This window comes from Streptomyces sp. NBC_00104 (assembly GCF_045160825.1).
Lineage (GTDB): Bacteria > Actinomycetota > Actinomycetes > Streptomycetales > Streptomycetaceae > Streptomyces.
Genome location: NZ_CP108215.1, coordinates 5,164,298 through 5,182,987, shown reverse-complemented (window position 1 = coordinate 5,182,987; position 18,690 = coordinate 5,164,298). Strand labels below are relative to the sequence as shown.

Annotated in this window: 19 protein-coding genes and 1 pseudogene; 8 read left to right on the top strand and 12 right to left on the bottom strand. The window is 69.8% G+C overall.

Going from position 1 to position 18,690, the window contains the following annotated elements; genetic code table 11:
- Positions 1–61 precede the first annotated feature (61 nt).
- Entirely contained in the window at positions 62–937 is an 876-nt protein-coding gene (locus OG272_RS22745; protein ID WP_405894661.1) for a TetR/AcrR family transcriptional regulator, read from the bottom strand.
- Between the two features lie 90 nt (positions 938–1,027).
- Here OG272_RS22745 and OG272_RS22740 point away from each other — a divergent pair, with 90 nt between their 5' ends.
- The 3 genes from OG272_RS22740 (at position 1,028) to OG272_RS22730 (ending at position 4,649) form a co-directional block, all read left to right on the top strand.
- Positions 1,028–2,086, top strand: a complete 1,059-nt coding sequence (locus tag OG272_RS22740) for an ATP-binding cassette domain-containing protein (RefSeq protein ID WP_405894659.1) — start codon at positions 1,028–1,030, stop codon at positions 2,084–2,086.
- Positions 2,083–2,904 carry an ABC transporter permease gene (locus OG272_RS22735; RefSeq protein WP_326581929.1) on the top strand — a complete coding sequence of 274 codons (822 nt, stop codon included), beginning with the start codon at positions 2,083–2,085 and terminating at the stop codon, positions 2,902–2,904. Before OG272_RS22740 ends, OG272_RS22735 begins: the two co-directional genes overlap by 4 nt.
- Positions 2,905–3,083: 179 nt before the next feature.
- Complete coding sequence (locus OG272_RS22730; protein ID WP_405894656.1) at positions 3,084–4,649, top strand: cellulase family glycosylhydrolase; 1,566 nt, start codon at positions 3,084–3,086, stop codon at positions 4,647–4,649.
- A gap of 437 nt (positions 4,650–5,086) precedes the next feature.
- Here the strand turns inward: OG272_RS22730 and OG272_RS22725 are convergent, their stop codons facing one another.
- Positions 5,087–5,500 carry a peptidoglycan-binding domain-containing protein gene (locus tag OG272_RS22725; RefSeq protein WP_328223420.1) on the bottom strand — a complete coding sequence of 138 codons (414 nt, stop codon included), beginning with the start codon at positions 5,498–5,500 and terminating at the stop codon, positions 5,087–5,089.
- Between the two features lie 106 nt (positions 5,501–5,606).
- On the opposite strand from OG272_RS22725, the pseudogene OG272_RS22720 reads away from it, so the two are divergent.
- A pseudogene (locus OG272_RS22720) lies at positions 5,607–6,192 on the top strand (methyltransferase domain-containing protein); the annotation flags it as partial.
- On the opposite strand, the gene OG272_RS22715 reads toward OG272_RS22720, so the two are convergent.
- Positions 6,179–6,409, bottom strand: coding sequence for a DUF397 domain-containing protein (locus tag OG272_RS22715; protein ID WP_405894654.1), 231 nt, complete (start codon positions 6,407–6,409; stop codon positions 6,179–6,181). The pseudogene OG272_RS22720 and the gene OG272_RS22715 sit on opposite strands and share 14 nt — an antisense overlap.
- A gap of 6 nt (positions 6,410–6,415) precedes the next feature.
- Positions 6,416–7,375, bottom strand: a complete 960-nt coding sequence (locus OG272_RS22710) for a helix-turn-helix domain-containing protein (RefSeq protein WP_405894652.1) — start codon at positions 7,373–7,375, stop codon at positions 6,416–6,418.
- Between the two features lie 126 nt (positions 7,376–7,501).
- Here OG272_RS22710 and OG272_RS22705 point away from each other — a divergent pair, with 126 nt between their 5' ends.
- Positions 7,502–7,912, top strand: coding sequence for an ATP-binding protein (locus tag OG272_RS22705; protein WP_405894650.1), 411 nt, complete (start codon positions 7,502–7,504; stop codon positions 7,910–7,912).
- An 823-nt stretch (positions 7,913–8,735) separates the two neighbouring features.
- Positions 8,736–10,346 (top strand): alpha/beta hydrolase, encoded by a 1,611-nt coding sequence (locus tag OG272_RS22700; RefSeq protein WP_405894648.1) that lies wholly within the window; start codon positions 8,736–8,738, stop codon positions 10,344–10,346.
- Between the two features lie 192 nt (positions 10,347–10,538).
- Here OG272_RS22700 and OG272_RS22695 read toward each other — a convergent pair whose 3' ends face one another.
- From OG272_RS22695 to OG272_RS22685, 3 genes are all read right to left on the bottom strand, one after another.
- Positions 10,539–10,808 carry a hypothetical protein gene (locus OG272_RS22695; RefSeq protein ID WP_327729067.1) on the bottom strand — a complete coding sequence of 90 codons (270 nt, stop codon included), beginning with the start codon at positions 10,806–10,808 and terminating at the stop codon, positions 10,539–10,541.
- A 455-nt stretch (positions 10,809–11,263) separates the two neighbouring features.
- Positions 11,264–11,479 carry a DUF397 domain-containing protein gene (locus OG272_RS22690; protein WP_405896059.1) on the bottom strand — a complete coding sequence of 72 codons (216 nt, stop codon included), beginning with the start codon at positions 11,477–11,479 and terminating at the stop codon, positions 11,264–11,266.
- 21 nt (positions 11,480–11,500) lie between these two features.
- On the bottom strand, positions 11,501–11,665 hold the full coding sequence (locus tag OG272_RS22685; RefSeq protein ID WP_405896058.1) for a hypothetical protein: 165 nt from the start codon (positions 11,663–11,665) through the stop codon (positions 11,501–11,503).
- 38 nt (positions 11,666–11,703) lie between these two features.
- On the opposite strand from OG272_RS22685, the gene OG272_RS22680 reads away from it, so the two are divergent.
- Together OG272_RS22680 and OG272_RS22675 are read left to right on the top strand one after the other, a co-directional pair.
- Entirely contained in the window at positions 11,704–12,051 is a 348-nt protein-coding gene (locus OG272_RS22680) for an ATP-binding protein (RefSeq protein WP_405894646.1), read from the top strand.
- 232 nt (positions 12,052–12,283) lie between these two features.
- Positions 12,284–12,508 carry a hypothetical protein gene (locus OG272_RS22675; protein WP_405894645.1) on the top strand — a complete coding sequence of 75 codons (225 nt, stop codon included), beginning with the start codon at positions 12,284–12,286 and terminating at the stop codon, positions 12,506–12,508.
- Between the two features lie 74 nt (positions 12,509–12,582).
- Here OG272_RS22675 and serC read toward each other — a convergent pair whose 3' ends face one another.
- The 5 genes from serC to OG272_RS22650 all read right to left on the bottom strand — a co-directional run bounded on the left by serC (position 12,583) and on the right by OG272_RS22650 (position 18,679).
- Positions 12,583–13,701: a phosphoserine transaminase gene (gene serC, locus OG272_RS22670; protein WP_328506856.1), complete on the bottom strand. Its 1,119-nt coding sequence runs from the start codon at positions 13,699–13,701 to the stop codon at positions 12,583–12,585.
- A 311-nt stretch (positions 13,702–14,012) separates the two neighbouring features.
- Entirely contained in the window at positions 14,013–15,281 is a 1,269-nt protein-coding gene (locus OG272_RS22665) for a cytochrome P450 (RefSeq protein WP_405894643.1), read from the bottom strand.
- Positions 15,262–15,609 (bottom strand): DUF742 domain-containing protein, encoded by a 348-nt coding sequence (locus tag OG272_RS22660; RefSeq protein ID WP_326581940.1) that lies wholly within the window; start codon positions 15,607–15,609, stop codon positions 15,262–15,264. The genes OG272_RS22665 and OG272_RS22660 overlap by 20 nt, the downstream gene beginning before the upstream one ends.
- Positions 15,606–16,094, bottom strand: coding sequence for a roadblock/LC7 domain-containing protein (locus OG272_RS22655; RefSeq protein ID WP_326581941.1), 489 nt, complete (start codon positions 16,092–16,094; stop codon positions 15,606–15,608). The genes OG272_RS22660 and OG272_RS22655 overlap by 4 nt, the downstream gene beginning before the upstream one ends.
- Complete coding sequence (locus tag OG272_RS22650; protein ID WP_405894640.1) at positions 16,091–18,679, bottom strand: ATP-binding protein; 2,589 nt, start codon at positions 18,677–18,679, stop codon at positions 16,091–16,093. The genes OG272_RS22655 and OG272_RS22650 overlap by 4 nt, the downstream gene beginning before the upstream one ends.
- Positions 18,680–18,690: the final 11 nt, after the last annotated feature.

The window sequence follows — 18,690 nt, the reverse complement described above, 5'->3', positions numbered from 1 at the left end:
CCACGCGGACACTGACCGCCACCTCGGCGTCGGCCGCCGCTCCGGCGCGGTCCGCCCCCGGCTAACCGCTCCGGCGCGGTCCGCCGTCCCCGTTCCCTCCCCCGCCCCGCCGCGCGACGAGGGTCTCCAGGCCGTCCAGGAGGCGCTGGAGGCCGAACTCGAAGTGGTCGAAGTCCGTGCCGAAGGCGTCCTCGGAGAGGCTGGAGAGGAGGGGGTAGCGGCCGGAGGCCATGAGTTCTTCGAGGACGGGCGCCTGGGCCTGCCAGAACTCCGCGTCGGTGAGGCCGGACCGGTGTTCCGCCTCCTGCTGGTAGAGCTGGGTGCGGGCGGCGCCGACGACATAGCCGTCCACGGCGATGATCACCGAGATCAGTTCGGGGTCGGTCAGCCCCATGGACTTGATGCGGGAGAGCACCTTCTCCATGCCGTCGAGGGCGCTCGGGCCGAGCACCGGGCGGGACTGGTTGACCTGGAGCAGCCAGGGGTGGCGGCGGTAGAGGGCGAGGGTCGCGCGGCCCATGGCCTCCAGGGCGGAGCGCCAGCCGCCGTCGCCGAGGTCGGCGGGGTTCTCGGAGGGGCGCTGGACGCGGTCGAGCATCAGGTCCAGCAGTTCGGCCTTGCCGGGGACGTAGCGGTACAGGGACATGGTCCCGGTGCCGAGTTCGGTGGCGACCCGGCGCATGGAGAGGGCGTGCAGACCCTCCGCGTCGGCGACCTGGACGGCCGCCTCCACGATCCGGTCCAGGGTGAGCCCCGGCTTGGGGCCGCGGCTGGGGCGCCGCCCGGTGTCCCACAGCAGATGGAGTGTGCGGACGATGTCCCCGCTGCCGCTGGTCTCCGTACCGCCACCGACGCCGCCAACCCCGCCAACGCCGGCTCCGCCACCGGTACGGCCGCCGCTCGCGCCGTCGTCCGTACCGCTCTTGCCCCTTGTCATGGACCCGAGTTTAGGTCCTCGCGGAAAAACTGGGTACGACGTACGCGCAATCGGGTACGGTGTACCCAGTTGGAGTCGGAAGGGGGACTCATGAGCGACGGAAACGGCGCCGGAGGCGGCGACGGATACGCGGTGCGGGCGGAGGGCCTGGAGAAGCGGTACGGGGAGAAGCGGGCGCTCGACGGTTTCGACCTCACCGTCCGCGAGGGCACGGTGCACGGCCTCCTCGGCCCGAACGGCGCGGGCAAGACCACCGCCGTACGTATCCTCTCCACGCTGGTGCGCCTGGACGGCGGCCGGGCGACGGTGGCCGGCCTCGACGTGGCACGGCACCCGCGCGAGGTGCGGGCCCGGATCGGTCTCACCGGTCAGTACGCGGCCGTGGACGAGGTGTTGACGGGACGTCAGAACCTGGAGATGTTCGGCCGGTTGTTCCACCTGGGCGGGAAGCGGGCGAAGCTGCGCGCCACCGAGCTGCTCGCCCAGTTCGATCTCACCGACGCCGCCGACAAGGGCGTCGGCAAGTACAGCGGCGGCATGCGGCGCAGGCTCGACCTCGCCGCCTCGATGATCCTCGCCCCGGCCGTCCTCTTCCTGGACGAGCCGACGACCGGTCTCGACCCGCGCAGCCGGGGTGAAGTCTGGGAATCCGTGAGGGCGTTGGTGGCGGGCGGCACGACCGTGCTGCTCACCACGCAGTATCTGGAGGAGGCCGACAAGCTCGCCTCGCGCATCACCGTGATCGACCAGGGGCGGGCCATCGCGGACGACACCCCGGACGGGCTGAAGAGCACGGTCGGCGGCGACCGCATCGAGGTCGTCGTGGCCGAGCGTGCCGACATCCCGCGCGCGGTGAAGGTCGTCGCCCGCGTCTCGGACGGCGAACCGGAGTCGGACGAGACGGAGTTGCGCGTCCACGCGCCCGTGACCGACCGTGTCTCCGCCCTGACCGAGGTGGCCCGCACCCTCCAGGACGAGGGCGTACGGGTCGAGGACATCGGCCTGCGAAGGCCCAGCCTGGACGACGTGTTCCTGCGCCTGACGGGCCACCGCGCGGCGAAGCCCGGGACCACGGAGAGCACGGAGGGCACCGGGAACGCCGGGAACACCGGGAACGCCGGGAACACCGAGAAGAGGGCCGCCGCATGAGCGCCGTCGACCTGACCACGCCGAGCCCGCGCGGCCGCACGTACTGGCTGCTCGCCGACGTCTGGAACATCGTCCGGCGCGGCCTCACCCACTACCAGCGCCAGCCGGTCAACATCGCCTGGCAGCTGGGCTTCCCGATCCTCTCCGTCCTCCTCTACGGCTATGTCTTCGGCAGCGCCATGCAGGTGCCCGGCGGCGGGGACTACCGGGACTTCCTGATGCCGGGCATGTTCGTGATGACGATGGCCTTCGGGTTCATCAACACGGCGACCCTCGTGGTCTACGACTCCACCAAGGGCGTCATCGACCGGTTCCGCTCCATGCCGATGGCGCCCTCCGCGGTGGTCGCCGGGCGCGGGGTGACCGATCTGCTGGCCGCCTGCGCGGAGTTGGCCATCATGATGCTGACGGCCCTCGCGATGGGCTGGCGCCCGGACGCGGGCCTCGGCTTCCTGGCCGCGTTCGGACTGCTCCTCTGGCTCCGCTTCGCGCTGATCTGGATCGGTGTCTGGCTGGGTCTGCTGGTCCCCAACCCGGAGGCGGCGGGCGGCCTCTTCGCGGTCGCCTTCCCGCTGACGATGATCTCCAGCATCTTCGTCGCCCCGCAGCTCATGCCCGACTGGCTGGGCTGGATCGCCGCCTGGAACCCGATCTCCTCCACGGCCGCGGCGACCCGCGAGCTGTTCGGGACGCCGGTCGGCGGCGGTGACTCCTGGGTCGAGCAGAACGCGCTGCTGATGGCCGGGGTGTGGCCGGTGGTGCTGACGCTGGTCTTCCTGCCGCTGGCGGTGCGCAGGTTCCAGAAGCTGAGCCGGTGACGTAGGCGGTCGTGGTCGGGGCCGCACGTCGAGGCGTCCGGTGTATCGGGTGACGCCTGTATCAGGTGACGCCGGACGTCTTGACGTGTTCATGCGACCTGTCTTCCATGGGGGATGCGGGGGGTGGGAGCGCTCCCACCCTGTTTCGGCCCCGCGCCTCCCGAGGAGGAAGCAGCGAAATGTTCCGCAGCTTACGGAGAACCCTGGGCGCCCTGTGCGCGGCCGCCGCCGTGCTCGCGCTGCCCCTGGCCGGCGGTGCGCATCCGGTGGCCGCGCTGGAGGCCGACGCGGCCGAGGTGGGTGTGGCGGAGGCCGGTGCCGGTTACTGGCACACCAGCGGCCGTCAGATCCTGGACGCGGACGGTCAGGCGGTCCGTATCGCCGGTATCAACTGGTTCGGCTTCGAGACCGCCAACCGGGTCACCCACGGCCTCTGGACACGCGACTACAAGAGCATGATCGACCAGATGAAGTCGCTGGGCTACAACACCATCCGGATGCCCTACAGCGACGACATCCTCAAGTCCGGCGCCATGCCCGACAGTGTCAACTACTCCGACGGCAAGAACGCCGATCTGCAGGGCCTGACGTCCCTCCAGGTCCTGGACAGAATCGTCGCGTACGCCGGTCAGAGCGGCCTGAAGATCATCCTCGACCGCCACCGCCCGGACGGGGCGGGCCAGTCGGCCCTCTGGTACACGTCGGCCGTCCCCGAGACGACGTGGATCACCAACCTGAAGGCGCTGGCGACCCGTTACAAGGGGAACTCGACGGTCATCGGCATCGACCTCCACAACGAGCCCCACGATCCCGCCTGTTGGGGCTGCGGCGACACGGCCAGGGACTGGCGTCTGGCCGCCCAGCGCGCCGGCAACGCGGTCCTGTCCGTCAACCCCGACCTGCTGATCCTCGTCGAGGGCGTCCAGACGTACGACGGCGTCTCGGGCTGGTGGGGCGGCAACCTGATGGGCGTGGCCCAGTACCCGGTGCAGTTGGACGTGCCCAACCGGGTGGTCTACTCGGCTCACGACTACGCGACGAGCGTCGCCCAGCAGAGCTGGTTCAGTGACCCGTCCTTCCCGGCCAACATGCCCGGCGTCTGGGACAGATACTGGGGCTACATCTTCAAGCAGAACATCGCGCCGGTGTGGGTGGGCGAGTTCGGTACGACGCTCCAGTCGACGGTGGACCAGCGATGGCTGGCGGCCCTGGTGACGTACCTGCGCTCCACGTCGGCGTACGGCTCGGACTCCTTCCACTGGACCTTCTGGTCCTGGAACCCCAACTCCGGTGACACCGGAGGCATCCTGAAGGACGACTGGCAGACCGTCGACACCGTCAAGGACGGCTACCTGACGAGCATCAAGGCCCCGGGCTTCCCCTCGGGCGGCGGCTCCGGCGACCCGGGAGATCCGGGTGACCCCGGCGACCCCGGCGGCGGAACGCCCGCCTGCACCGCCGCCTACACCGTCAGCAGCGACTGGGGCAGCGGTTTCAACGCCGAGGTGAAGGTCACCAACACCGGTACCACCGCGATCAGTTCCTGGAAGGTCACCTGGACCTGGCCCGGCTCCCAACGCGTCACGAACATGTGGAACGCGTCGTACACCCAGAGCGGCGCGACCGTCACCGCCGCGAACGCCGCCCACAACGGGGCGGTCTCCGCGGGCGGTTCGGCGAGCTTCGGCTTCGGGGGCGCGCCCGGGGGCGGGGGTGTGCCGAGTGTGAGCTGTGCGGCCGCGTGAGAGGGACGGCGTGAGAGGGGGTGCCCGGTGGCCAACCCGGGCACCCCGTCCGCCCGCGCCCGCGCCCGGGCTCCGGCCACGGCCGAGCCCCACCGGCCACCCGTCCATCCCCGGCCGCTCACTCGGATCCGGTGACCCACCCGGTCGCCGTCGGCATGCACGCGGCCATCGTCCGCGCGACCGAGCCCGCCACCGGCCCACATACCGATCCCGCCACAGGCCCACATGTCGCCGCGATCGCCGAGGCGGCTGGTGACTCCGATTACGGTGCCACCGCTTGACCGGGGCACCGATGTGAACGCAAGGGCGAAGCAGCCGGACCCGTGATCTCAACTCGGCACCCTCCCCCGAGGGATGCACCGCGACCCGCGTCAAGGGCGGTCTGCGCGGCATGGATGGCCCATGGGGGCCGACCACAGACTTCCTGACTCTGGTGATCAGCACACGCTGTCCGTCGAGTTGGCCCAGAAGACCAGGAAGGACCATGTCTGGGCTCCGACGGTCCCGTCCACGGTGATGCCGGCGCAGCGCTGGAACCGCTTTGTCGCCGAGTGGGTGACCGGCCCGAAGTCCCCGTCCTCGTCCAGGTCGGCGCGTGTCATGGCGTTGTTCAGGTAGCACTGAACCTGCTGGACAGCGCTTCCGGACGATCCGGCCTTCAGTGTCGGCCGCTTGATGGTGTAGTTGCAGACGTCTTCGGATCCGTGGGCAACGAGCCTCTCGGGCAGCGCTGCACTTGCCGTTCTCGCGCGAGGCACCTCTGATCCAGCGCTCTGAGGTGCCGCTACGGCCGCGCCTCCCGCGAAGACGAGAGAGGCGACCAGAGCCACGGTAGTGGTCAGGCGTCGCATGTCCATCACCTCCAAAGACACACCCCCAGTACTACCGTGCGCTTCCGTCCCAGAGGCTGCATCCCGGCGATGACATCAACCGCGCTCGCAGGAGTTGCGCCTGCGAGCGAAGTACCGACCTGCTGCTGAGCTGTTCGCCGTGCGAGATGCTGCTGAGTTGCTCGCCGTGCGAGTCGGCTGCGGTACGGGCCGCGCCTTCGCGTACCTCGCGGCGCGGGATCACCGCGCACGGCGTCGATCTCTCCCGGTCATGGTGAAGAAGACCGGCGAGCGGTGGGCCGCACCGGCGCGGTCTTCGCATGCGGGGAGGCCCGGGAGTGGCCGGCTTCCTGCGAGGAGACCCACGACGCCGTCTGCTCGGTCTTCGGTGCGGCCTGGTTCGCCGACCCTGGCCGCCTCTTCCCGCTCGTACGGGCGCGGCTGAACCCGGGCGGCGTTTTCGTGTTCTCCCCGCCACCGGCGATCCCTGGCGCGTACGGTCCGCAGGGCATGTACAAGGGTGGCTTCGCGGGCAGGGCGATGTTCACCTACCGCTACAGCTACCGCCCCGCCGTCTGGGAACGCCTGCTGACCCGGGCCGGTTTCGGCGCGGCCAAGGCCCGTGTGCTGGCCAGGGCCCTGGTGTGCCGGCCGCTCCGAAGCCGGGGCACATCGGCACGTTGATCGTCCGCGCGGACGTCAGTCCCAGGTGAGGTGATCGAACTCCCCGGCCTTGGCACCGGTGAGCATGGCGGCGATCTCGGAGCGGGTGAAGAGGAGGGCGGGGCCTTGGGGGGCTTTGCTGTGTCGCATGACGATGCCATCCGCGTAAGCGGCGAACTCGACGCAGTCACCATCGTGCCCGGAGGCGGATGACTTCTGCCACGCAACGCCCAACGCGGATGCGTCCGGGACTATGTGATGCGACATGCCGAATTATCCTTTGCGGTAAATTTTCAGATGGCTTTCCGTGAGCTTCAACGAGTCGGTGCCTCTGAGGGATTCCGACATCATGAGCCGGTTGAAAAGTCTACAGTAGGCCCGAACTTCTCCAGGCTCCTCAAGGAATCGAGTGCCGGTCAGTCCCTCAAGGTAAACAATGTCGGGCTCCCATTGTTCTGGAAACGAGAGGATGACGAACGGGCCGAACAAGGCCGCGTGAGATTCGGAAGCTTCTGGCAGTACGTGAATGTTGATTGTGCCTGGGTATTCCTTGGCCAGAGTCAACAAGTGTTCGAGCTGAGCGGCCATTACGTCGGGGCCGCCGACTGTGTGCCGGAATACGGACTCCGAGATGACGCTCCAGAAGACCAGGGGGTTCGGTCGATCGAATGCTTGTTGTCGCTTTTTCCGGATGGCGAGGCGCTCGTGTTTTTCTTCCTCGTCCATGTCGGGTACCAGTTGGCTGATCACGGCAGCCGCGTATTCATGCGTCTGCAGCAGCCCGGGAATCAGGGTTGTTTGTGCGTTGTATGTGTCCGACGCGTCTGACTCGTAGCCGATGTAGTCGGCGTACATGGCGCTCACGACGGAGCGGATGTCGGTCTCCCAGCCGCGGACGTTGCCCCGCCTGCGGAGGTCGGCCACGTATGTGCGTAGGCCCTGATCCTCGGCGCCGTATCGGTCGAGCAGTCGCTCCAGGTCGTCGACGCTGATGCCCAGACGCCCGGCCTCGATGCGCGACAACTTGGACTCGGACCAGCCGAGTTCACTTGCCACGGTGTCCTGACTGCCGTGAGCGCCGTCCTCGCGCAGTCCTCGAAGGATGGACCCGAGCCGCACTTGGCGCGCAGTCGGCTGCAGCATCCGGCGCGTCGCCACGTGCGCCCCCTTTCCCGTTTCGACCAGCGATAGCAGCGTGCCGGAGGCCTGTTCGGCAAACAACCTGACAAGCACTCGAAAGAGTTGAGCTTCCTTGCAGGGTTGCAATCTCCCGAATTCGGCATGCAGGATTGCAACATGGCGCTTCGTAGTCGAGTGCCTACCCTCCGTCCTGACGTGCCCCCCGAGGGGATTGCCCGCATGCCCGATGTGACCGCACAACGCAACTACCCCACCACTGAACGGTCCGTGGCACGTGCCCGCGCCGACTGTTGGGACTTCCTCAAGTCCTGCGACCTCCCCGGGTCCCTGGATGCCATGGCCGACATCGTGCTCGTGGTCAGCGAGTTGATGACCAACGCGGTCACCCACGGATGTGTCGGCGGTACCTCCGGTCGACAGGTGCGCATGGCCATCGAGAAGGCCGGTGACGTCATCCGCGTAGAGGTGCGGGACACACGGAGCGACAACATGCCGCGCCTGTGCGAGGGGAGCGCCTACGACACCAGGGGACGGGGCCTCGTACTCGTCGAAGCGCTCGCGGACTCCTGGGGCGTGAAGCCGGAAGTTGTCGGAAAGACCGTGTGGGTGGAGAAGAGGTTCGGGCGGTGACCGGGCTCATCGGCTCGGCCGGCGGCGTGGCTGCCTGCGTCGGCATGGTCCTGGGCGTCCTGGGTGCCATGGGCGTTGTCCGTGCCAGGCGTCCGCGTTCGCCGCAGCGGAGCGGTGGTTGTGGCGTATTGGCGCCCGGCGTCGAAGGGACCCCACGGCAACCGGACCTGTATGTGTGGCCTCACCTCAGCCCGGAGAGGGCGCGTCGGCGTCGCTGGTGGAGGTGTTCTGAACGGCGACGGGCGGAGAGTGGGCGAGGCTCGCCGTTTCTCGCGTCCGAACCGTGTTGGGGGCGTCCCGTCCTGCCCGCCCGGGACGAGCAACCTCAGGACGCGGACACCATGGTGCGGCTCTATGTCTCCGTGCACGTGGCGTGCGGGGAGCGGTGGACGTGAGCGTGAGTGGTGGGGAGTCCCGGCGCCCTCTCGACCCTGTCGGGGTCACCTTCGGCGAGTGGCTCGACCATGTCGTCGCCTGTCGGCGTGGCCGCCGCGTACGAGGCATGGACTGCTACGAATCCATGTGGTTCGAGGCCCTCCACCTGCGTGCGAAGCGAGCCGCGCGCAGGGCTCCGCAAGGACCGTCCTCGCATTGAAGAGGCGCGCCCGGCACTCGCCGGACACCCTTGTCGGCGGGCGGCATGTCCCCGATGGGGGCCCAACTTGCCCTTTCTGTGGGGCATTTGAGAGTTTGCAATGACTCAATTCGGTCAAGTCTTGGTCGAATGTGTTCTTGTGTGGCGTGCTCTTCCGGAAACATGCGGCACGGGCCGCGTACCTCGTGGACCTGAACCCCCCTCACTTGTTCTGAGAGAACTCCACATATGAGAAGAAGCGCAGCCGTGTTGAGCGGTGCCGTTGTCGTCCTGGCGGGGACGCTCACCGCCGTACCCGCCAGCGCGTCGCAGTCCGCGCAGACCGTCCAGGCCGCCGCCGCGAAGGTCGCCTGGAAGAAGTGCGCCACGGACAACTCCCCGACGCTCCAGTGCGCGTCGGTCAAGGTCCCGCTCGACTACGCGAAGCCGAGCGGGAAGAAGATCACGCTGGCGCTGTCCCGCGTGCCGCACACCTCCAAGACGTACCAGGGCCCGCTGCTGGTCAACCCGGGCGGCCCCGGCGGCAGCGGTACGGGTCTGGCCGCGTTCGTCGCGTCCTCGCTGCCGAAGAAGGTCGCGGCCCAGTACGACGTCATCGGCTTCGACCCGCGCGGAGTGGGTGCCAGCAAGCCCGCCCTGGACTGCAAGCCCGGTTACTTCAACCCGGTGCGCCCGGACTCCGTGCCCAGCACGTCCGCGATCGAGAAGGCCAACCTCGACCGCGCCCAGTCCTTCGCCAAGGCCTGCGGTACGAAGCACAAGGACGTCCTGCCGTACATCAACACGATCAGCGCCGTGAAGGACCTGGACTCGATCCGTAAGGCCCTCGGCGCGAAGAAGATCAACTACTTCGGCTACTCGTACGGCACCTACCTCGGCGCCGTCTACGCCAAGCTGTACCCCGAGCGCGTACGGCGCCTGGTGCTGGACTCGATCGTCGACCCGACGGGTGTCTGGTACGAGGACAACCTCGACCAGGACTACGCCTTCGACAAGCGCCACAAGGCGTTCATGAAGTGGGTCGCCAAGTACAACTCCACGTACAAGCTCGGCACCGACCCGAAGAAGATCGAAGCCAAGTGGTACGCCATGCGGGCCGCCCTCGCCAAGAAGCCCGCGGGCGGCAAGGTGGGCGCCTCCGAGCTGGAGGACACCTTCATCCCGGGCGGCTACTACAACGGCTACTGGCCCTTCCTCGCCGAGGCGTTCGCGGCCTACGTGAACGACAAGGACGCCGACCCGCTGGTCGAGACGTACGAGAACTTCGCCGCCATCGACTCCTCCGGCGACAACGGCTACAGCGTCTACGCCGCGGTGCAGTGCCGTGACGCGTCCTGGTCCCGTGACTGGAAGAAGTGGAGCAAGGACAACTGGGCGGTGTACAAGAAGGCGCCGTTCATGGCCTGGAACAACGCCTGGTACAACGCGCCGTGCGCGTTCTGGCCGACCAAGTCGCTGAAGCCGGTGAACATCGCCAACTCCAAGCTGCCTCCGGCGCTGCTGTTCCAGGCGACGGACGACGCGGCCACCCCGTACCAGGGTGGTCTCACCGTCCACAAGCTGCTCAAGAAGTCCAGCCTGGTCGTCGAGCAGGGCGGCGGCAACCACGGCATCACGCTGAGCGGCAACAGCTGCCTCGACAAGTACCTGGCGACCTACCTCACCAACGGCAAGGTGCCGCACGGCAAGGGCAAGGTCGACGCCACCTGCAAGAAGCTGGCCGACCCGAAGCCGCAGGCCCCGCAGGAGGCTTCGGCCCAGTCGACGCTGAGCTCGACGCAGGGACCGACCGCGACGAGCGGTGCCACCCTGCACGGGATCCTCGGCTTCCGCGGCTGAGCGCGTCTGCCTGAACAGCACCTCGTACGGCTCGTACGGCAATGACAAGGGCACCCGGCGTATCGCCGGGTGCCCTTGTCCTGCGACTCACGTGATCAGGAAGCGGCCATCATGTGATGGCGCCGAAGCCCTGACCCCAGACCCTCAAGTCTGGCGTCCAGTGACGTGATTGCGGTCGTCGGCCGTCGGCCGTTAGTTGCACCTGACGCGGATCTGCGCGCTCCAGGTACCGTTGCTCTCCTGCCAGGTGCTCCGGTCGACCAGCGAGATGTCATTGCGGTTGGGGCACTGGTCCCGCGCCTGGGTCAGCGCGTTGGCGTACGCCACGCCTTCCTGTGAAGCGTTGCCCCGGCCCGTCACCGTGTCACCCACGTTGGCCGCGGCCGCGATACCAGTGGCACCGAACGCCATGGTCCCGGCCAGAGCCGTCACCACAAAAGCCTTCTTCGCGAAGGTCCTCATTTACTTACTCCTTATGTACAGTGAAAGCCGGAAGGGATGCGGCATCGGATCTCCCGTGTCTTCCGACCCGAACTGCCCTTCCTCTTCCGCGAGTTCACCGTAACCCCGCTGATCACCAGACGCCGGCGGCGTCCATGTAATCTCCCCACTTCTCTGATCAGGCTCTGATCAGACTCTGATAATCGACGCTGATTACTCGATTAATTTCGTAGAGATAAGAGAAAGCGGCGCTGCGCGACGGACTGGCTTTCTTGTGACCGGCAAGGAGAGCAGGCGCGGACGGGGCTTCTCGGTTCCCAGTGGCGGGTGGACACCGCCGACGCCCTTGGACTCCAGCAGCGGTTCGTGTCCTGATCCAGGTGGGGCAGGAGAGCGTCCCAGGAGTCGCCGGATCTCTGAACCGGACGCCCTGCGACTACCGAAGCCCTGGCCGCCCTCTCGTGTGTGCGATGGCCCTAGACCCGGGTGAGGTGGTCGAACTCCCCGGCCTTCGCGCCCGCGAGCATGGCGGCGATCTCGGAGTGGGTGAAGAGGAGGGCGGGGCCGTCCGGCGCCTTGTTGTGTCGGACGGCTACGCCGTTTTCGTGGGCAGCGAACTCGACGCAGTTTCCGTCCCCTCCGGAGGAGGGTGACTTCTGCCATGTGGTGGCTACTTTGGAGGCGTCCGGGATTATATTCTCCGACCTTCCTGCCTAACCTATGCGGTAGTTGTTGAGGTGGCTCTCGATGAGTTTCATCGATGCGGCTCCCCTGAGGGAGTCGGACATCATGAGTCGGTTGAACAGCCTGCTGTACGAATGGACTTCCCCGGTCTCTTCCAGGAACCTGTTGCCGGTCAGCCCTTCGAGGTAGACGATGTCGGGCCCCCAGCGTTCGGGAAACGAGAGGACGACGAATGTCCTCCTGCGGTATCGATCGGGAGGATGAATTCGCGGGCGATCCGGTGCTCGTCGTCAGTGAGTTGGTGACGAATGCCGTAACTCACGGTCGGGTGCCGGGTACTTCCGGCCGACGGGTCGGCATGTCCACCGAAAAAGACGGCAACATCTACCGCGTTGAAGTGCGGGACACCCAGCGCGATGCGATGCCTCTGCTGTGCGAAGCGCGAAATGGCCTGGACGGCGGGGGCAGAGGGCTCTTGCTCGTCGACTCCCTGGCGGACAAGTGGGGCGTGCGGCCGGAGGGTATCGGAAAAACCGTGTGGGCCGAGAAGGAATTCGGCACGGGGAACGTCGGCGAGTGAAGCAAAGGTGCCCCGCAGTGGCGTAGAGGGCCATTGCGGGGCGCTGTGTCAACAGCAAGCGAGGGAGCTGTGGACGTGAGGAACCCCGGGCGAGGCAGGCCGAGCGGCTGCGGCGGAGCGGTGGGAGCCTCCCGCTGCTGCCGGAGGAGGAGTGCCGGCAGCGGGGGTCAGGCGGGTGCCGGCCGCGTCCTGTCGAGCTGCCCGACGAGGGCAGTGGGAGACCGGGCACCCGGTGCGTACCTACGTGCTCGTCGCCCTCGGCGAGGTGTCGGGCCGTGGTGATCGTGCCGCTCGGGTACGGCACGCGGTGGAGGAGCGGGAGTTCCTCGCCTGGGCCACGCATGTGCGGAGGTGCGTCAGCGGGTGCCGGGTCAGCCTGGGCGTGGAGTGCGCCGAGGCGGTCCCTTTGCGTGAGGCCGTACTCGAGGCGTGGGCAAGGGCGGCGCCTGGCCCGTGAGTGCCGAGGCGCCCGGCGATGGTCGCCGGGCGCCCTTCAGCGTCGTACGTGTCGTAGATGTCGTACGGGAGTGATCAGAGCTTCTCGATCACGTAGTCGACGCACTTGGTCAGGGCCTCGACGTCCGCCGGGGCGATCGCCGGGAACATCGCGACGCGGAGCTGGTTGCGGCCGAGCTTGCGGTAGGGCTCGGTGTCGACGATGCCGTTGGCGCGCAGGACCTTGGCGACGGCGGCGGCGTCGATCTCGTCGGCGAAGTCGATCGTGCCGATGACCTGCGAGCGCTTGGCCGGGTCCGAGACGAACGGGGTCGCGTACTTGGACTCCTCCGCCCAGGTGTACAGCCGGGTCGAGGAGTCCTTCGTACGGGCCGTGGACCAGCTCAGACCACCCTGGCCGTTGATCCACTCCAGCTGCTGGTTCAGCAGGAAGAGGGTCGCGAGGGCCGGGGTGTTGTACGTCTGGTTCTTGCGGGAGTTGTCGATCGCCGTGGGGAGGCTGAAGAACTCCGGGATGTGACGGCCGGAGGCGTGGATCCGCTCGGCGCGCTCGATCGCCGCCGGGGAGAAGACACCGATCCACAGGCCGCCGTCGGAGGCGAAGGACTTCTGCGGGGCGAAGTAGTAGACGTCGGTCTCGGCGATGTCGACGGGCAGGCCGCCCGCGCCGGACGTGGCGTCGACCAGGACGAGGGAGCCCTCGTCGGCGCCCTGGACGCGCGCCAGGGGGGCCGCGACGCCCGTCGAGGTCTCGTTGTGGGTGAAGGCGTAGACGTCGACGCCCGCCTCGGCGGCCGGCTCCGGGTGCGTGCCGGGGTCGGAGGAGACGACCGTCGGCTCGGCGAGCCAGGGGGCGAGCTTCGCGGCCTTGGCGAACTTCGAGCTGAACTCACCGAAGGTCAGGTGCTGGCTCTTGTTCTCGATCAGGCCGTGGGTCGCGATGTCCCAGAAGGCCGTGGAGCCGCCGTTGCCGAGGACGACCTCGTAGCCCTCGGGGAGGGAGAACAGCTCGCTGATGCCCGCGCGGACCTGGCCGACCAGGTTCTTCACCGGGGCCTGGCGGTGGGAGGTGCCGAGCAGGGAGGTACCGGTGGCGGCCAGCGCGTCCAGCGCCTCCGTCCGCACCTTGGAGGGGCCCGCGCCGAAACGTCCGTCGGCGGGCTTGATGTCAGAGGGGATCTGGATATCAGCCACGACCGCGAGCGTAGCGGCTCCGCGAAACATGGGCGAAACGGTCCGTCGGGTGAGACGGCGCGTTCGGCTGTTGGGCGGGGCGCCTGATGGCTCGGGGGTTCGGGTGTGTTGGCCGGTGCCGGTGCGGGTGCGGGTGCGGGTGTGGGTGCGGGTGCGGGTGCGGGTGAGTGGGGCTTCTCGCGCAGTTCCCCGCGCCCCTTGAGGGCCTACGGCCCTCGCGGGCCGAAAAGCACGGGCGCAGCCCCTGCTATTCAGGGGCGCGGGGAACTGCGCGACCAGCCCCCACCGGACCCGCACCCGGGGGCCGGTGTTCAAGCCCGGCGGGCCGGCCCCGGCGTGAACCTCACCGGCAGCTCCAGCCATCCCCGCAGCCAAGGAGACGTCCGCCGCGTCAGGGAGGTGGCCGGCACCGCGAGGTCCAGGTCCGGCAGCCGGTCCAGGAGGACCTCGATACCCGTTCGGGCGATGACCTCGGCGGTCTCCTGGGCCGGGAAGGGGCAGCGGTGGTCACCGTGGCCGAAGGAGAAGTGGGCGTTGTTGCCGCCGGTGAGGGCGGACCCGTGCGTACGGACGCGAGGGTCGGAGTTGGCGCCCTGGAGACCGAGGACGACCAGGTCACCCGCACGGAGGACACGGCCGCCGAGGCGGGTGTCGCGGGTGGTCCAGCGGCCGGCGGCGTTCTGGACGGGGGCGTCCTCCCACAGCACCTCGTTCATGGCCTCGGCCACACTGCTGCGCCCGCCGAAGAGAGACGCCGCGAAACGGTCGTCCGTCAGCATCAGATGGAGGGAGTTGCCGATCCAGTCGGCCGTCGGCTGGTGGCCCACCGCCAGCATCACCATCACGTCGTGGGTCACCTCCTCGACCGTGACCTCGTACGCGCGCGCGTTCGCCAGGAGCCGGGAGACCACGTCGTCCCCGGGCCGCTGCCCGCGCTCCGCGACCAGCCGGGCCATCGCCGTCCGCAGATACCCCTCGGCCGCCATCGCCCGGTCCCGGCCGTCGAGGATGTCGTTCAGCGCCGCCACCAGTCCGGGACCGTGCTCCTCCCGGAAGCCGAAGAGGAACGCCAGGACGCGCACGGGCAGCAGCGCCGCGAACTGCCCCACCAGGTCGGCCGCGCCCACCCCGCACACCACGTCGATCAACTCGTCGGCGAACCGCTCGACGTGACCGCGCAGTTCGAGCGGTTCGACCGCCTCCAGCGCCTCGTCGATCAGCGCGACACGCTGCCGGTGCCGCTCGCCGACCGTGCCGAGGACCGACGGCTGCTCCGGGCTGATCACGGGGAGCAGCGGCCAGTCGGCGGGGATGTTCGGCCACTGGTTCCACAGACCGGAGTCCCGGCTGAACAGCTCCGGATCGCTCGTCACCTGGTGCAGCTCGCGGTAGCCGAGCACCAGCCACGCCGGTACGCCCCCGTCGAGGAGCACGGGTGCCACCTCGCCGTGCTCCCGCCGCAACTCCCCGTACAGGGCGGCGGGTTCGCCCCGGAAGCGCGTGTCGAAGAGGGGCACGGGCACGGCCGCGGGCAGGGGGACCGCGTGGCCGTCGCCGTTCTCAGAGGTTGCGAAGTCCAACTAACACCTGCTCCAGAATGTCCAGATCGATCAGCATGGCCCGGTCCGGATGCCGGGCACTGACCCGGCCCGCCGTGAGGAGGTCGGAGAGCAGGACCTTGGTGATGCTCACCGGCAGCCGCAGCTCGGCGGCGATCTCCACGACCGCCGTCGGCCGCTCCGTCAGCCGCAGGATCGCCACATGCTCCGACTGCATGCCCGGCATCGGCTGGCTCTCCGCGACCACCAGGGTCACCAGGTCGAACGGGGCTCCGGGCGCGGACCGGCTGCGCCCCCCGGTGAGCGTGTACAGCCGGTCGGGCAGATCGTCCCTGCCGGGCCGGCTCATGACGTACGGGGCGCCAGAGCCGTAGCCGTAGCCGCGGTCGTCGTCGAGGCGGCGGTCGTACCGGTCGCCGTGCGCGTCGGGTGGCGCGGCTTCGCGCTCAGGTGCTCGCCGAGTTGTTCGACCAGCTCGCTCATGTTGTGTCCGACGAGCCCGGCGTCCGCGTCCTCGTCCGTCACCACGGCCAGATGCGCGCCCTCGCCCGCCTCCACGATGAACAGGACCCCGCCGTAGAACTCCGCCATCGCCGACCGCACGCCCCCGCTGCCGTCGCCGAACTCCACGGACGCCCCGTGGGACAGCGACTGGATGCCGGCGGCGATCGCGGAGAGCTGGTCGGCCCGGTCGACGGAGAGCTCGGGCGTACGGCACAGCCTCAGGCCGTCCCGGGAGAGGACGAGCGCGTGCCGGGCGCCCGGAGTGCGTTCCAGCAACCCCTCCATGAGCCAGGTGAGCCTGTCGTCGGCGGTGATGCCGGTGCCGGTCATGGGGTGTGGTCGCCTTCCAGGTGGGGGTGCGTGCGCGGGTCCGGGGCGTGGGGCCGCTGTCCGGCCGGGTCGGGGCCCGGATCCGCGTCCGGGTCCGGGCCCGTGGTGGCCGGAGAGGAGGGGCGGAAGGAGGCGGAAGGGATGCCGTCGTCCGGGCCGGGGCGGGTGCCCTGCACGGGTTCCCACGCCTGCTCGCGTACGGGTTCCCACGCCTGCTCACGTACGGGATCGAGCTCCCACTGCGCCTCCCGTACGGGCTCGGGTCCGGGCGCCCACGGGAGCTCCGCGGCGGCCTCCGCCTCCCAGGCCGCCTGCTTCGCCGCGTCCGGCCGCCACGCGAGTCCCCGCGCGGGCTCGGGCTCCCACCCGGCCTCCGGCACGGGCGGCCCGGGCTCCCACGCGGCCTCCCGTACGGGCTCGGGTCCGGGCGCCCACGCCGATCCCGCCACGGCACCCCACTCGGACTCCCGCACCGGCTCCAACTCGGGCTGCCGCAGGGCCTCCGCGGGCGGAGCGGCGTCCCGTACGGGTTCCAGGGCGGCCTCCCGCACGGGGGCCTCGGCCGGGTTGGGGTGCCGGTCCACGGCCGCGGCCGTCTCCGGTGTCGACGGTGCTCCCGGCATCCCCGTGGAGCCCTCGTCCCCGGCGGCCGTCCCCTGGACGAACGCCTGGTCCAGCCCGCCCGTGCCACGCACCGCGCGGCGGAAGCTGCTGAAGCGGACGGCGCCCGTGCTGGCGTCCTCGGCGGGCCGGGAAGCACGCTCCGCACCGCCGGTGGCGTCGGCGGCGTCGGCGGCGTGTGCCCGGGTGCGGGCCTCCGCCTCGGCGAGGGACTGGCCGCGACGGCGCCGGGGGAGGGAGTCGAAGGCGGTGGGCGTCTCGTCGTCGGCGGCCGGAGTGCCGGGCTCGGAACCGTCGGAACCGCCCGGCTCGAAGCCGGTGGGGGGGCCGGTGGGGGAGCCGGTCCCGGAAACGGACCCGGAGACCGACTCGGAGTCGAACGCGGAGCCGCCCGTGCCGAACGCGGAGCCGCCTGCGCCGAAAGCAGGGCCGCCCGTGCCGAATTCGGAGCTGAACGACGAGGTGAAGGAGGAGTTGGCGGGGGCGTCGTAGGGAGAGGTGTAAGGCGAGGCGTAGGAGGCGCCGAACGCCGTGGTGGCGGGCGGGGCGTCGGGGGCGGGGGCGGGAGTGGGGGCCGGCGGTCCGGGCCGGTAACCGGACAGGGAGTCGATCAGGGCCTCGGCCACGGGATCGGCCACCGGGGCGGCGGGGACCTCCGTCGGGAACTCGTGGGTGGGCGTCGGCTCGGCGTCCAGGTCGTGCGGGGGGCGGACGGACCCGTAGGGCGACGACTGGGCGGGCGCGGACGCCGTGGGAGCGGTGGTCGTGGGAGCGGTGGTCGTGGGAACCGTGCTCGCCAGGACGTCCTGGGGGATGAGCATCAGGACGCCCGTACCGCCGCGCGCGGACGGGCGGAAGGAGACCCTCAGCCCGTGCTTGCGGGCGAGACGGCCGACGACGGCGAGGCCGAGGCGGGTGCCGGAGAGGCTCGTGAGGTCGGCCGCCTCGCCCGACACGGCGCGTTCGGCGCGCCGGAGCTGGACATCGCTCATCACGAGCCCGGAGTCCTCGACGGAGATGATCGCGCCCGCCGGGACCTCCTCGACGTACACATGGACCTCGGCCGTCGGCGGCGAGAAGTTGGCCGCGTTGTCGAGGAGTTCGGCGAGCGCGTGCATGACGCCCTCGGCGGCGTGACCGGCGACGGCGGCCTCGCTGGAGGAGTGCAGCCGGATCCGGCGGTAGGCGCCGATACGGCCCATCGCGCCCCGCAGGATCGACTCCATGGGGATCGGGCGCGCCCAGCGGCGGCCCGAGCGCGCGCCCGCGAGGACGGCGACGGAGTCGGCGAGACGGCCCGCCTGGGCGGTGCGGTGGTCGAGGTGGAGGAGGTCGGCGAGGACGTCCTCGTCGGCGTGACGTTCCTCCATGGCGCGCAGGTCGGCGAGGGTACCGGTGGCGAGGGCCTGCATACGGCCGGCCACGTTCGCGGTGACGGCGAGGAGGACGGTGCGGTCGGTCTCGGCGCGCTGGGCACGTTCGGTGAACAGGGCCCGCTCCTGGGCGGTCTCCTCCGCCGTCCGGTCCCGTTCGCCGGACAGCCGTTCGCGTTCGCGCTCGGACTCCGCGGTCAGCCGCGCCCGTTCCCGTGCGTACTCGGCGGCGATCCGCGCCCGTTCCTGGACGAACTCCTCGGTCAGCCGACCCCGCTCCCGCGCGAACTCCTCGGCCGTCCGGACCTGCTCCTGGAGCAGCAGACCGGTGTCCCGGGAGACGGCGTTCAGGCGGTGGCGCAGCAGTCTCGCCGACACGCGCGCGTGCGCGGCGACCGCGACGGCGAGCGTCAGCAGCAGCGCGGCCACGCCCGCGCCGCCCGCGAGGGGCACCCGTACGGACTGCGGTGCCACCGCGACCGCGGCTCCGGTGGCGGTCGCGGTGAGCACGGCGGTCACCAGGGGAAAGGGAAGGACTGAGCGCAGGGCGGGGCGTTCGCCTGGTGAGCGTGGGGGGCTGGGCGCGGTCATCGGCTGGTGTC

Excerpts from the sequence above, each read along its gene's own strand:
- OG272_RS22745 (WP_405894661.1), bottom strand. The coding sequence starts at position 937 with ATGACAAGGGGCAAGAGCGGTACGGACGACGGCGCGAGCGGCGGCCGT.
- OG272_RS22740 (WP_405894659.1), top strand. The coding sequence starts at position 1,028 with ATGAGCGACGGAAACGGCGCCGGAGGCGGCGACGGATACGCGGTGCGG.
- OG272_RS22735 (WP_326581929.1), top strand. The coding sequence starts at position 2,083 with ATGAGCGCCGTCGACCTGACCACGCCGAGCCCGCGCGGCCGCACGTAC.
- OG272_RS22730 (WP_405894656.1), top strand. The coding sequence starts at position 3,084 with ATGTTCCGCAGCTTACGGAGAACCCTGGGCGCCCTGTGCGCGGCCGCC.
- OG272_RS22725 (WP_328223420.1), bottom strand. The coding sequence starts at position 5,500 with ATGCGACGCCTGACCACTACCGTGGCTCTGGTCGCCTCTCTCGTCTTC.
- OG272_RS22715 (WP_405894654.1), bottom strand. The coding sequence starts at position 6,409 with ATGTCGCATCACATAGTCCCGGACGCATCCGCGTTGGGCGTTGCGTGG.
- OG272_RS22705 (WP_405894650.1), top strand. The coding sequence starts at position 7,502 with ATGCCCGATGTGACCGCACAACGCAACTACCCCACCACTGAACGGTCC.
- OG272_RS22700 (WP_405894648.1), top strand. The coding sequence starts at position 8,736 with ATGAGAAGAAGCGCAGCCGTGTTGAGCGGTGCCGTTGTCGTCCTGGCG.
- OG272_RS22695 (WP_327729067.1), bottom strand. The coding sequence starts at position 10,808 with ATGAGGACCTTCGCGAAGAAGGCTTTTGTGGTGACGGCTCTGGCCGGG.
- OG272_RS22680 (WP_405894646.1), top strand. The coding sequence starts at position 11,704 with ATGTCCTCCTGCGGTATCGATCGGGAGGATGAATTCGCGGGCGATCCG.
- OG272_RS22660 (WP_326581940.1), bottom strand. The coding sequence starts at position 15,609 with ATGAGCCGGCCCGGCAGGGACGATCTGCCCGACCGGCTGTACACGCTC.
- OG272_RS22655 (WP_326581941.1), bottom strand. The coding sequence starts at position 16,094 with ATGACCGGCACCGGCATCACCGCCGACGACAGGCTCACCTGGCTCATG.
- OG272_RS22650 (WP_405894640.1), bottom strand. The coding sequence starts at position 18,679 with ATGACCGCGCCCAGCCCCCCACGCTCACCAGGCGAACGCCCCGCCCTG.